This window comes from Serratia sp. Ag1 (assembly GCF_000743355.1).
Lineage (GTDB): Bacteria > Pseudomonadota > Gammaproteobacteria > Enterobacterales > Enterobacteriaceae > Chania.
In genome coordinates this window covers 1-14297 of sequence record NZ_JQEI01000027.1, presented here as the reverse complement: position 1 = coordinate 14297, position 14297 = coordinate 1, and the positions used below count along the sequence as shown (strand labels likewise).

Sequence of the window (14297 nt, the reverse complement as noted above, 5' to 3'; positions counted from 1 at the left end):
TGCAGATACAGACCGGGTTTGCTGGGGATAAGCTCCACTTTTGCAGGGCTGGTTTCTTTCAGCCCTTTAGCGCCTTGTTTTCAACAATGTCTGTTCTCTGTGTATGCAACCCACTTCCTCATCGTTTCAGGTTTGAGGGATACGAATAAAATTGCTGAAAGAGGGAATGAAACACCAGCGTAACACCCGTGTCACAAAGCCGATTATGGTGTAAAGACGCAGACAGCACTGCCATTTTCCCAACAAAAATTTCCCTTTGAAATCATCAATGCTTTACCAGACTTTGACTATGCTTGTTAGGCTGGCGAATTCTTACCGATTAATGGTGAGCATTTGTCTGAAAAATAGACATAAAGAGCGGTATTTCGGCTTTTAAGGATGCTAATTAATCAATAACCGACCGAAATCACGCTTTAGGTTCTGAATGAATTGCATGATAGGCCCAATGGCTGCTTTGGATGTAGCCCCTTAAGAGTCATGCTCTTAATCTAAGGAAGAATGCTATGCCTGTACTTCCCAATCGTGACGTGATTAATCAGCTCATTTCCGGCCACTATGCCGATCCTTTCGCCCTGCTGGGTATGCATTTGACAGAGCGTGGCTTGCAAGTCTGTGCTCTGTTACCGGATGCGGTCACCGTGAATCTGGTGGAGAGTAAAACCGGTAAACGCTTGGTTCAACTCAATTGTGATGATGAGCGCGGTTTTTTCAGTGCTATCGTACCGCGCCGTAAAAACCCGTTTTGTTACCAGTTAGAAGTCAGTTGGCGCGATCATCAGCAAATTATCGAAGATCCTTACCGTTTTGGCACTCTGCTGCAGGATATCGATACTTGGCTGCTGGCCGAAGGCACCCATCTGCGGCCTTATGAACGGCTGGGTGCTCACCCAGGGAAACTGGGCGATGTGGAAGGTGTCAGTTTTGCCGTATGGGCACCGAATGCGCAGCGGGTTTCTGTGGTGGGTGAGTTCAACTTTTGGGATGGCCGTCGCCACCCGATGCGCTTGCGCAGAGAAAACGGCATTTGGGAGTTGTTCCTGCCGGATGCCAAGGCCGGTCAGCTGTATAAATATGAGATCATCGATTGCTACGGCAATATCCAACTAAAAGCCGACCCTTACGCTTTCGAAGCGCAGATGCGGCCAGATACGGCGTCGTTGATTACGCCTCTGCCGGAGGTGGTAGAGAACTCCCCTGAACGGCAGCATGCCAATGATTTTGCTCGCCCGATCTCAATTTACGAAGTGCACCTTGGCTCATGGCGGCGTCATACCGATAACAATTTCTGGCTCAGCTATCAGGAATTGGCCGAGCAACTGATCCCTTACGTCAAAGAGATGGGCTTCACCCATATTGAGCTGTTGCCGATCAACGAACATCCGTTTGATGGCAGTTGGGGTTATCAGCCGCTGGGATTGTATGCCCCGACGCGCCGTTTCGGCACCCCTGCGGAATTCAAAGCCTTTGTGGCTGCGGCTCATGAGGCCGGAATTAACGTGATACTCGATTGGGTGCCGGGGCATTTCCCCAGTGATGCCCACGGGTTGGCGAACTTCGATGGCACCGCGCTGTATGAATACGCCGATCCACGTGAAGGATTCCACCAAGACTGGAACACGCTGATCTACAACTATGGCCGCCACGAAGTGCGTAACTATCTGGCGGGCAATGCGTTTTATTGGCTGGAACGTTTTGGTATCGACGGGCTGCGTGTGGATGCGGTTGCTTCAATGATCTACCGCGATTACAGCCGTGCCGACGGCGAATGGGTGCCAAACTGCTACGGCGGCAACCAGAATCTGGAGGCCATCTCTTTTCTGCGCTACACCAACCAGACCGTGGGCAAAGAGCGCCCGGGTGCGGTGACGCTGGCGGAAGAGTCCACCGATTACCCGGGGGTGACGCTGCCGCCGGAGTCCAACGGTTTGGGGTTCCATTACAAATGGGATCTGGGCTGGATGCACGATACGCTGAATTACATGAAATGCGATCCGGTACACCGTAAATATCATCACAACCTGATGACGTTCGGCATGCTGTACGCTCACACCGAGAACTTTGTATTACCGATTTCTCACGATGAAGTGGTACACGGTAAAGGTTCTATTCTGGATCGGATGCCGGGTGATGCTTGGCAGAAATTCGCTAACCTGCGCGCCTATTACGGTTTCATGTGGGCGCATCCAGGCAAAAAACTGCTGTTTATGGGCAGTGAGTTTGCTCAGGGGCAGGAATGGAACTTCGATACCAGCCTTGACTGGCACCTGCTGGAAGGGATGGATGGTTGGCACCACGGGGTGCAGCGCCTGGTGCGCGATCTCAACCACTGTTACCAGCACCACGCACCGCTGTATGAACGTGACTATCAAGCCGGTGGTTTTGAGTGGCTGGTGGTGGACGATCATGAAAACTCGGTGTTTGCTTTTGCCCGCTATGACTCGCACGGCAATGAACTGATTGCCATCAGCAACTTCACCCCGGTGCCGCGCCACAATTATCGCATCGGTGTTTCTCGCCCTGGTGAATACCGTGAAATCCTCAATACCGACTCGCACCATTATCACGGCAGCAATGCGGGTAATCAGGGGCGGGTGATTGCGGAGCCGATCGGCAGCCATGGCCGTGAACACTCGATCAGTATCATGGTGCCACCATTGGCAACGGTTTATCTGTTGCGGGAGGTGTAATGACAGCACTGACGCCTGGCCTCGCAGCGCCTTTAGGGGCTTATTACGACGGTAACGGCATCAATTTTACGCTGTTTTCTGCCCATGCCACACAGGTGGAGCTCTGTCTGTTCGACAGTGAACAGCGGGAGACGCGTTTGCCGTTGCCTGCACGCAGCGGCGGTATCTGGCATGGATACCTGCCTGGCGGGAAACCGGGGCTGCGTTATGGTTTCCGGGTGCATGGCCCGTTCGAGCCACAGCGAGGCTTGCGTTTTAACCCCAACAAACTGTTGCTCGATCCCGCTGCTCGTGCTGTGGAAGGGCCGGTAGCCGATCATCTGGATCTGCATGGCGGCTACGATTGGCCGGATCCACAAGATAGCGCGTCGTTGATGCCGAAATGCATTGTGATCGATGAGCGCTACGACTGGGAAGACGATCGCCCACCGGCCACGCCGTGGAACAAAACGGTGATCTATGAAGCCCACGTGCGTGGTTTGACGTTACTGCATCCTGAAATCCCGCCGATGCTGCGCGGCAGCTTTGCTGCTCTCGGGCATCCGGTGATGATCGCCCACTTCAAGCGGTTGGGGATTACCGCGCTTGAACTGTTGCCGGTGCAGCAGCACACCACGGAACCGCGTTTGCAGCGCATGGGGTTGATCAACTACTGGGGCTATAACGTGCTGGCACCTTATGCGCCAGATAACCGCTATGCCAGCCTGCGAACCGGGATGACGCCATTGCACGAGCTGCGCGATGCGGTAAAAGCGCTGCACAAGGCGGGTATTGAAGTGATTCTCGATGTGGTGTTCAACCACAGCGCTGAATTGGATCTCGATGGGCCAACGCTATCGCTGCGTGGTATCGACAATCCGAGTTACTACTGGCTTGAACCGGACGGTGGCTATGTTAACGCTACGGGCTGCGGCAATACGCTGCGGTTGGATCAGCCAGCAGGAGTGGCGTGGGTGATGGATTGCCTGCGTTTTTGGGTACGCGAGTGCCATGTTGACGGTTTCCGTTTTGATCTTGGCACCGTGTTAGGCCGTACACCGGCGTTTGACCGCGATGCACCGCTGTTTCAGGCGATGCTGGCGGACGACACGCTGGGGCGCTGCAAACTGATTGCCGAACCTTGGGATATCGGTTCTGGTGGCTATCAGGTTGGGGCGTTTCCTGGCCGTTTTGCCGAATGGAATGACCACTTCCGTGACGATATCCGTAACTTCTGGCTGCATGGCCAGTTGTCTCTCGGTCAGTTCGCTCGGCGTTTTGCTGCCTCCAGCGATGTGTTCAACCAACGTGGGCGCGCACCTCATACCAGTATCAATATGTTAGCGGCTCACGACGGATTCACGTTGCAGGATGTAGTGAGTTTTAACCGGAAGCATAACCAGCCGAACGGCGAAGGAAACCGTGATGGCAGTGACCATAACTTTAGCTATAACCACGGTGTTGAAGGCCTCATCGCCGACGAGACCATTGTGCAACACCGCAGGGCTAGCCAGCGGGCGCTTCTTGCCACGCTGCTTCTGGCCCAGGGAACCCCGATGTTGCTGGCTGGCGATGAACATGGCCACAGCCAGCAAGGCAACAGCAATGCCTATTGTCAGGATAACGAAACCACCTGGCTCAACTGGGCCAAAGCGGATGATTCCCTTACCGCCTACACCGCCGCGCTGATTCGCCTGCGCCAGCAAATCCCCGCTTTGCAGCAGGATGGCTGGTGGCAGGAGGGAGACGGCAGCGTGCAGTGGTTGAATGTGCATGGGCAACCGCTGACGGCACAGGAGTGGGAACAGGGCGAACGGTTGTTACAGATTCGCCTGTCGCAACGCTGGCTGCTGGTGATTAATGCCACGCGGCAAGCCGTTGAGATGACGTTACCTGAAGGGAATTGGCAGGTTGTTGCCCCCTTTATTCAGGAAGATTCACAGGTGGAGTTACCCACCTGGTGCCAGGCTGCGCATTCGCTTTGCGTGCTGGCAGAAAAGAAAAATTAAAAGGAGTCAGCTATGGTTAGGTTTGAGAGTAAAGACCCCCTGATGTTGGCGCGCCAACTGCCGAATAAAACCGTTGCCCTGATATTGGCTGGCGGTCGTGGCTCGCGTTTGAAAGATTTGACCTCTACCCGTGCCAAACCGGCAGTGCACTTTGGCGGTAAGTTTCGCATCATCGATTTTGCCATGTCGAACTGCCTGAACTCGGGGATCCGCCGGATGGGGGTGATTACCCAATATCATTCCCACACCTTGGTGCAGCATATCCAGCGCGGCTGGTCGTTCCTCAATGAAGAGATGAATGAGTTTGTTGATTTGCTGCCAGCCCAGCAGCGCCAGAGTTCTGATAACTGGTACAAAGGCACCGCCGATGCGGTATACCAGAACCTGGATATTATTCGCCGTTACGATGCAGAGTATGTGGTGATCCTGGCTGGCGACCATATTTATAAAATGGATTACTCGCGCATGCTGATCGACCACGTGGAGAAAGGCGCACAGTGTACGGTGGCCTGTATTCCGGTGCCGATCGGCCAGGCCAGCGAGTTTGGTGTGATGAAGGTGGACGATAACGACCAGATTCTGGAGTTTCTTGAAAAGCCGGAGCATCCGCCAGCCATGCCGGGCAACCCGGAGATGTCATTGGCCAGCATGGGGATCTACATCTTCAACGCACAATATCTGTTCCGCTTACTGGAAGAGGATGTGTTGACGCCGGGCTCCACCAATGATTTCGGCAAAGATCTGATCCCAAAAATTACCGCGCAAGGTGAAGCTTGGGCGCATCCTTTTAACCTGTCCTGCGTGACTTCCAACCCAGACTCACCGCCGTATTGGCGTGATGTCGGGACGCTAGAGGCTTATTGGCGTGCTAATCTTGATCTGGCATCGGTCACGCCGGAGCTGGATATGTACGATCGCGCCTGGCCGATTCGTACCTATATGGAGCCGTTGCCGACGGCCAAATTTGTGCAGGATCGTTCCGGTAGCCACGGCATGACCATGAACTCGTTGGTTGCTGGCGGCTGTATCGTTTCCGGTTCGGTGGTCGTGCATTCGGTGCTGTTCTCGCGCGCGCGGGTGAACTCTTTCTGTACTATTGACTCTTCTGTATTACTGCCTGATGTGAACGTTGGTCGTTCTTGCCGCCTGCGGCGCTGCATTATTGACCGGGCCTGCCAGATTCCTGAAGGGATGGTGATTGGCGAGAATGCTGACGATGACCGCAGACGTTTTTATCGTTCAGAAGAAGGCATTGTGCTGGTAACGCGCGAAATGCTGGCAAAGCTGTAGCTTGCTGAACCCTTGGGCGCTTGCTGCGCCCTCTATCTGCGCAAAGAAGTTTTTGCCGAATTTCAGGAGTGATAATGCAGGTTTTACACGTATGTTCTGAAATGTTCCCTCTGCTGAAAACGGGTGGTCTTGCAGACGTTGTTGGCGCATTGCCAGCGGCGCAAATTGCCGCAGGCGCGGACGTTCGGGTGTTGTTACCGGCTTTTCCTGATATCCGTAACGGTATTCCGGACACCGTACTGGTGGCGGAGATCGATTCTTTCGTTGGGCGCGTGGGTTTGCGGTACGGCACCTATCATGGCGTCGGCATCTATCTGATTGATGCGCCTTGGCTGTATGATCGGCCAGGCAGCCCCTATCACGATCAGGCAATGAATGCTTACCCGGACAACCACCGCCGCTTTGCGTTGCTGGGGTGGATGGCCTGTGAACTGGCGAAAGGGCTCGATCATTATTGGCGGCCCAAAGTGGTGCATGCGCATGATTGGCATGCCGGGTTAGCCTGCGCTTATCTGGCGGCCAATGGTTACCCGGCACGCTCTATTTTCACCGTGCATAACCTGGCTTATCAGGGGCTGTTTTCTGCCCATCATATGTCGGAACTGTGGTTGCCACAGCCGTTCCTCAATATTTACGGTCTGGAATTTTACGGGCAGATCTCATTCCTTAAAGCCGGGCTGTTTTTTGCCGATCATATCACTACCGTCAGCCCGACCTATGCGCGTGAGATTACCCGTGCGGAGTTTGGTTATGGTATGGAGGGGTTGTTGCAGGATCGTCAGCGGCAAGGGCGGTTAAGCGGCATTCTTAACGGTGTGGACGACAAAATCTGGGATCCTGCCCATGACGCACGTCTCACCGCGTCTTATGACGCCGATCGTCTGAAGGAGAAGGCAAAAAACAAGGTGCATCTGCAAAAAGCCATGGGGCTGAAAGTGGATGAATCTCTGCCGTTGTTTGCCGTGGTCAGCCGGTTGACCAGTCAGAAAGGGCTGGATCTGGTACTGGATGCGTTGCCTGCGCTGCTTGAACAGGGTGGGCAACTGGCGTTGCTGGGGGCCGGTGATGCGGTCTTGCAACAGGCTTTTCTGGCGGCAGCGGCTGACTACCCTGAGCAGGTAGGGGTGCAGATTGGCTACCATGAGGCGTTTTCCCACCGGATTATCGGTGGTGCGGACGTGATTCTGGTGCCGAGCCGCTTCGAGCCTTGCGGTTTGACTCAGCTTTATGGTTTGAAATATGGAACGTTGCCGCTGGTGCGTCGCACTGGTGGGCTTGCGGATACGGTAGTGGACTGCGCGCTGGAGAATCTGGCCGACGGCACTGCCAGCGGATTTGTGTTTGATGATTGTGACGCCGTTGCCTTGAGTAACGCCATCCGACGCGCCTTGGTGCTCTGGCGCAGGCCAAAACACTGGCGCCACGTGCAACGCCACGCCATGAGGTTGGACTTTGGCTGGCAGGTTGCAGCAAAGGATTATCTGTCGCTTTATCAACGCTTGTTGTAATTACGCACTTGGGATCGAATCATTATGACTTCACCGTTTAGTTACACCTCACCCACGATCAGTGTGGAAGCGCTGAAACACTCTATCGCCTATAAATTGATGTTTATTGTCGGTAAGGATCCGGCGATTGCTACCCAGCACGACTGGTTGAACGCCGTATTGTTTGCGGTACGTGACCGGATGGTAGAACGCTGGTTGCGCTCTAACCGCGCCCAGCTTTCGCAGGACGTGCGGCAGGTTTATTACCTGTCGATGGAGTTCCTGCTTGGCCGTACATTATCAAACTCTCTGTTATCCATGGGGATTTACCGGGATATTGAAGACGCTCTGGACGAAATGGGCCTGAGCCTGAGCGAACTGCTTGAAGAAGAAAACGATCCTGGGTTGGGGAATGGCGGCCTGGGGCGCTTGGCTGCCTGCTTCCTCGACTCGCTCGCCACGCTGGCGTTGCCTGGGCGGGGCTACGGTATTCGCTATGAATACGGCATGTTCAAGCAGAACATTGTTAACGGCCAGCAGATGGAGTCGCCAGATTACTGGTTGGAGCATGGTAACCCGTGGGAGTTCCCGCGCCACAACACTCGCTATAAGGTGCGTTTTGGCGGGCGTGTCCAGCAGGAAGGCGTGAAAGCACGCTGGCTGGAAACCGAGGAGATCGTGGCTATCGCTTACGATCAGGTGATCCCGGGGTTTGATACTGATGCCACCAACACGCTGCGCTTATGGAGCGCGCAGGCCAGTAATGAAATCAACCTGGGTAAATTCAATCAGGGTGATTATTTCGCTGCGGTGGAAGATAAAAACCACTCCGAGAACGTGTCGCGCGTGCTCTATCCAGACGACTCGACCTATTCTGGCCGTGAACTGCGCTTGCGGCAGGAGTATTTCCTGGTATCGGCCACGGTGCAGGATATTCTCAACCGTCACTGGACGATGCACAAAACCTTCGACAATCTGGCCGATAAGATTGCCATTCACCTGAATGACACCCACCCGGTACTGTCGATTCCTGAACTGATGCACTTATTGATTGATGAGCACAAATTCAGTTGGTTGGATGCGTGGGCGGTGGTGGAGAAGGTGTTCTCTTATACCAACCATACGCTGATGAGCGAAGCGCTGGAGACCTGGCCGGTCGATATGCTGGGCAAGATCCTGCCGCGCCACCTGCAGCTTATTTTCGAAATCAACGATCACTTCCTCAAGCAGGTTCAGGAAGCGATCCCAGACGACAACGAACTGTTGTCGCGCGTCTCCATCATTGATGAAACCAATGGTCGGCGGGTGCGTATGGCGTGGTTGGCGGTGGTCGCCAGCCATAAAGTGAACGGCGTTTCTGCATTGCACTCTGAGCTGATGGTGCAGTCTCTGTTTGCCGATTTTGCTCGGATATTCCCGGATCGCTTCTGCAATAAAACCAACGGGGTGACGCCGCGCCGCTGGCTGGGGCTGGCTAACCGACCATTGTCGAAAGTGCTGGATGACAGCATTGGCCAGCATTGGCGTACCGATCTCAGCCAACTTGCTGAAATCAAACCTAATGTGGATTACCCGAGTTTCCTGCAGGCGGTACAGGCGGCCAAGCGCCAGAATAAAGAGCGTTTGGCGAGCTACATCGCCAAAAAACTCAACGTAGTGGTAAACCCGGATGCGCTGTTTGACGTGCAGATCAAACGTATCCACGAATATAAGCGCCAACTGCTTAACGTGCTGCATGTGATCACTCGCTATAACCGTTTGTTGCAGGATCCAGAAAGCAAGAGCGTGCCACGCGTGGTGATTTTTGCCGGTAAAGCGGCTTCGGCGTACTACGCCGCCAAGCAAATCATCCGTTTGATCAACGATGTGGCGAAGGTGATCAATAACGATCCACGGGTACATGACGATCTGAAAGTAGTGTTCATTCCGAACTACGGCGTGAGCCTGGCGCAGATGATCATTCCAGCGGCGGATCTTTCCGAGCAGATCTCGCTGGCGGGGACTGAAGCATCAGGCACCAGTAACATGAAGTTTGCTCTTAACGGCGCGCTGACTATTGGCACGCTGGACGGTGCAAACGTCGAAATGCGCGAGCATGTTGGTGAAGAGAATATCTTCATTTTCGGCAACACCGCTGAGCAGGTAGAAGAGTTGCGCCGTACGGGCTATAACCCACGGCAGTATTTTGAGCAGGACGCCGAGCTGCATCAGGCATTGACGCAGATTGCCACTGGCGCGTTCAGCCCGGAAGAACCGCAGCGTTACAGTAACCTGTTCGATTCACTGGTTAATCTGGGCGATCACTACCAACTGTTGGCAGATTACCGCAGTTATGTGGATACGCAGGATAAAGTGGACGAGGTGTATCTCAATCAGGACGACTGGACGCGGCGTGCAATATTGAATATTGCCAATATGGGCTATTTCTCGTCTGATCGTACCATTCAGGAATACGCGGACGACATCTGGAACATTAAACCGATCAAGCTGTAATAGAAAAGGGCCGAAAATCGGCCCTGAAGTGACAAATGACTGGGGCTCAGCAGATTGAGCCTCTTTTTTTGCCTTGAGATTAAGACGCCAGCGACAGTGCCTTCGGCTTCGCGTTTTCCGCTAACCAGGCTTGTACCCGTGCCTGCTGGGCTTCATCAAGCCACATACCCAACTTGGTGCGGCGCCAAATGGCATCATCCAGCTCGATAACCCACTCTTTTTCCACCAGATAACTCAGCTCAGCCTCATACAGACCGTGGCCAAAGTCTTCACCCAATTCGCTCAGGCTACCGGCATTCGCCAGAATCAGTTCGCTGTGGCTGCCGTAAGTGCGGGCGTAGCGGCGGGCCAGCGATTCTGGCAACCAGCTATGTTGACGGCGTAACTTGGCGGCATAGCTGTCGCGATCGCCACCGATATCACCACCGGGCAGTGCGCCGTTTTTGGTCCACGCCGGGCCAGAGCCTGGGTAATACTGGGCCAGTTTTTCCATCGCATGCTCAGCCAACTTGCGGTAAGTCGTGAGTTTGCCACCGAATACGGAAAGCAGCGGGGCTTTGCCCTGCTCATCGTGGACATCCAAGGTGTAGTCACGGGTAACCGCCTGCGGTGAATCTGACTCATCGTCACACAGTGGGCGCACGCCGGAATAAGTCCAGACGATATCGTCACGGCCAAGCTGCTTCTTGAAGTGATCGTTATACACTTTTAACAGATAGTCGATTTCGTTATCGTCGATCTTCACGTCTTTCGGGTCGCCGTGGTATTCCACGTCAGTGGTGCCGATGATCGAGAATTCATCCAGCCACGGAATAACGAACACGATGCGGTGATCTTCGTTTTGCAGAATGTACGACTGTGGCTGGTTATGCGCTTTGGGTACCACAATGTGGCTGCCTTTGATCAAACGGATGCCGTAAGGCGATTTGAGCTGCAGGCCGTCGTCGAAGAAATGTTTCACCCATGGGCCGGTGGCATTGACCAACCCTTTGGCACGCCAGGTGAAGGTTTTGCCGCTGTCGACATCAGTGGCTTCTACCACCCACAGGCCGTTTTCACGCCAGGCGCGGGTGACTTTAGTGCGGGTGCGCACTTCGCCACCGTGCTTAACCACTTCTTGCGCGTTCAATACCACCAGGCGAGCATCGTCTACCCAGCAGTCTGAATATTCGAAACCGCGCGTTAATTCTGGCTTCAGCACCGATTCTGGTCCAAAGCGCAACCCTTTACTGCCTGGCAGGCTGGTGCGTTTACCCAAGTGATCGTACAGGAACAGGCCAGTGCGGATCATCCAGGCTGGGCGCAGATGCGGCTGGTGCGGCAGGCGGAAGCGCATCGGGAAAGCAATATGCGGAGCCAGTTTGAGCAGCACTTCGCGCTCGGCTAGTGCCTCACTTACCAGGCGGAATTCGTAGTGCTCCAGGTAGCGCAGGCCACCGTGGATCAGCTTTGAACTGGCGGAAGACGTAGCACAGGCCAAGTCTTGCGCTTCCAGTAGCAGAACGGACAGCCCGCGCCCGGCCGCATCTGCGGCGATGCCAGCACCATTGATGCCGCCACCGATCACGATCAAGTCTTTGGTTTCCACGTTAACTTCCTCCAGATGTTCGGAATAGCTCTTTAATGTTCGTTTTCGCTCATTATTGTAATCAAAAACCAACAAACAAGCCAAGAGTTAACCAAAAAAAACATTCTGGCGTGATAAAGGTAACGATTTAGTGATGATCGGCATTGGATGCTGTTCACTAAGCGGTCTGCTTATCGCCGAACGATGAGAGAAAGTCATTTTTTTGAGCTGGATTATGTGAGCTTGGGTAAGCTGCATATTTGTACTGGCTTTTTTTTGATCAAACTGGCAGATTAAACCACAGTCTACACATGGTTAACGTATTAAATCGCAATCACACATTATATTTTCATATGATGCCTTTTATTTTAATTTTTCAAATTATTGATTTTTATCATCTTTCAATCAGGCTATAAAAATAAAACATTGCGCCCAACAAAATAACATCTCCTCGGCAATAAAAAACCTCTCTATAGTTCCCCCCATCGCAAGACAATATACCCGTTATGAAAAATCTAATTGGTTAGAAATGACACCATATATCCTAAATAATCAATCTTAGAGAAACTCAGATTAATAACTCACCATCTTAAGGTTTTCTAAAGCCCATATAAATAACCAGACTATTAACGCGTGCTGGTAATTAGCAGAAAAAGTTGAGTAAAAAATTCCATGTTTTGTGAATAATATTCACAAGCATGTTAATCGGGCACTATTGGCCGAGCGGTTATCAACCAAACCAATAGTATTATCTACTCTAAATAATTCAAATTGTACGCAAGCTAATGCAAAGGCAATTTGAGCTATTACTGGGTTATGGAACGATGCTAATGCATCAAATTAAGTCATAAATACGGAATCTCGTATTTTCAAGGAAAGTATTAAATGAAAAAGAATATTATCGTTGCTGCCCTGGCCGCTGTTGCTGCTATGAGTTCTGCTTCTGCGTTTGCTGTAGATGGCCAGATCAACTTTACGGGTGAGATCATCGATTCCGCCTGTGAAGTGGTGAACAACGTGAGTGCTCCGCTGAACGTTGAGCTGGGGAAAGTGGCTAAAACGGCTTTCTCTGGCGCTGGTGATACCGCTTCAGCAACCAAATTTACCCTGCAACTGAAAAACTGCCCAGTTTCAGTGACTGGCGCAGCAGTGAAATTTGAAGGTGCCGCTGCCGCTGGTGACAACAGCGTTCTGGCACTGACCCAGGGCGCTGGCGTGGCCACCGGCGTGGGCATTCAACTGAGTGATGCTTCTGCAACCGCTCTGCAATTGAACACCGCTTCAGCCACCTATCCACTGGTATCTACCGGTGTTAATAACCTGGACTTCGTTGCTCGTTATATTGCAACCGAAACTGAAGTGGGTGTAGGCCAGGCGAATGCCGTAGCCAGTTTCACTATTAATTACAACTAAAAATCAGCCTGATAAAAAGTTGTGAAATAACGGGGGGAATACTCCCCGTTATTATTGAATCTTTATTTTTGGAATCAAGATATATGAATTTTTCACCTGCATTAATTTTAGCCCTGTTATTCACCATAAATGTGGCACAGGCGGGTGTCATTGTGGGAGGAACCCGGCTGATTTATGACGGCGATAAGAAGGAGTCTTCACTGAGCGTCAAAAACCCGGATAACTCGCCTTATTTAATCCAGAGCTGGATTGAGACGACCGGTGGTGTTGAGAAAGCCCCCTTTATAGTGACGCCACCGCTATTCCGCTTGGATGGCGGCAGGGAGAACGTACTGCGCATAGTACGGGCGGGCGGCAATCTGCCTGCGGATAAAGAATCGTTATTCTGGATGAATATCAAGTCTATTCCGTCTGCTGATCAAGGCGTTGATAAGAACACGTTGCAAATTGCCGTTAAGACACGCATCAAACTGATCTATCGCCCGCAAGGGGTGAAAGGCAATCCAGAAGAAGTGGCAGGCAAGCTGGTCTGGCAGCGCAAGGGCAATCAGCTGCAAGTCACCAATCCCACCCCATTCTATATGAACTTTCAAGGGGTGAAGGTGGCTGGCAAGGAGGTGAAAGAAGTGACCTATGTTGCCCCTGGCAGCACCGCCAGCTTCACCTTGCCGCAAGGGATCAGTGCTGGCCGCATAAGCTGGAAAATCATTAATGATTACGGCGGCTCAGGCAAAGAGCATACCGGAACGCTGTAAACGGGGCGGATGGGCAGGCTGCAAGAGGCACTGTAACTCATCTGGGAAGAAAGGGGCTTGGGAGAAAGGACGTTCTCCTCTCGGCTATCAGGTTAAACAAGTGAGTCGTCGTAAAGGTCAGTGACATGTCTAGGAATTGGGTAAAAAGTAAGCCTTCGCAGCGCGTCAGCCCGCTTGCTTATTTCATTGCTACGCAACTGCTGCTGGGGGGAACTTCCTTTGGCGCACAGGCCCGTGAATCTTTCAACCCGGCTTTATTGGAGGTCGGTAATCCCCATCACGACAGCACTGACCTGAGCGTGTTTGAAGTGTCGTGGATCAGTATTACCGGACACCTCAATAGCCTGTTAATTTAATGACAGCCAATTGAGGTAATTGATAATGACTCAACCTAAACAGACCAAACGCCGTTTTTCTCCTGAATTCGAACTGGAAGCTATTGAGCAGGTCGTTAAGTATCAGCGGTCAACCATCGAGGTTGCACGCGCTCTGGAGTTGGACCCCAGCCAATTGCGTAAATGGATACGCCAGTACAAAGAAGAAGTCAGCGGGGTGACGCCGGACAATCCTGCACTGACACCAGAGCAACGTGAAATCCAGTCGCTCAGAGCGCAGAT

At 52.7% G+C, this 14297-nt stretch carries 10 protein-coding genes; 9 read left to right on the top strand and 1 reads right to left on the bottom strand.

All coding sequences use genetic code 11. From position 1 onward, the window contains the following. Nucleotides 1–503: 503 nt before the first annotated feature. From glgB to glgP, 5 genes are all read left to right on the top strand, one after another. Entirely contained in the window at nt 504–2687 is a 2184-nt protein-coding gene (gene glgB, locus IV04_RS17545) for a 1,4-alpha-glucan branching enzyme (RefSeq protein ID WP_037398053.1), read from the top strand. Beyond that, nucleotides 2687–4675, top strand: coding sequence for a glycogen debranching protein GlgX (gene glgX, locus IV04_RS17540; RefSeq protein ID WP_037398056.1), 1989 nt, complete (start codon nt 2687–2689; stop codon nt 4673–4675). The genes glgB and glgX overlap by 1 nt, the downstream gene beginning before the upstream one ends. Nucleotides 4676–4687: 12 nt before the next feature. Next, nucleotides 4688–5965 (top strand): glucose-1-phosphate adenylyltransferase, encoded by a 1278-nt coding sequence (gene glgC / locus IV04_RS17535; protein ID WP_037398059.1) that lies wholly within the window; start codon nt 4688–4690, stop codon nt 5963–5965. Nucleotides 5966–6039: 74 nt separating this feature from the next. After that, on the top strand, nt 6040–7473 hold the full coding sequence (gene glgA, locus IV04_RS17530) for a glycogen synthase GlgA (RefSeq protein ID WP_037398063.1): 1434 nt from the start codon (nt 6040–6042) through the stop codon (nt 7471–7473). Nucleotides 7474–7497: 24 nt separating this feature from the next. Next, on the top strand, nt 7498–9945 hold the full coding sequence (gene glgP / locus IV04_RS17525) for a glycogen phosphorylase (RefSeq protein ID WP_037398066.1): 2448 nt from the start codon (nt 7498–7500) through the stop codon (nt 9943–9945). Between the two features lie 79 nt (nt 9946–10024). Here glgP and glpD read toward each other — a convergent pair whose 3' ends face one another. Beyond that, a complete protein-coding gene (gene glpD, locus IV04_RS17520) occupies nt 10025–11533 on the bottom strand; it encodes a glycerol-3-phosphate dehydrogenase (RefSeq protein WP_037398069.1) in 1509 nt (502 codons plus the stop codon). Nucleotides 11534–12397: 864 nt separating this feature from the next. Between glpD and IV04_RS17515 the strand changes: the two genes are divergently transcribed. The 4 genes from IV04_RS17515 to IV04_RS17500 form a co-directional block, all read left to right on the top strand. Continuing rightward, nucleotides 12398–12925: a fimbrial protein gene (locus IV04_RS17515; protein ID WP_037398071.1), complete on the top strand. Its 528-nt coding sequence runs from the start codon at nt 12398–12400 to the stop codon at nt 12923–12925. Nucleotides 12926–13008: 83 nt separating this feature from the next. Beyond that, nucleotides 13009–13680, top strand: coding sequence for a molecular chaperone (locus IV04_RS17510; protein ID WP_152562910.1), 672 nt, complete (start codon nt 13009–13011; stop codon nt 13678–13680). Between the two features lie 125 nt (nt 13681–13805). Further along, on the top strand, nt 13806–14036 hold the full coding sequence (locus tag IV04_RS17505) for a hypothetical protein (protein ID WP_037441193.1): 231 nt from the start codon (nt 13806–13808) through the stop codon (nt 14034–14036). Between the two features lie 25 nt (nt 14037–14061). After that, nucleotides 14062–14297: transposase (locus tag IV04_RS17500; protein WP_037441190.1), on the top strand; the 236-nt coding region annotated here is incomplete at its 3' end.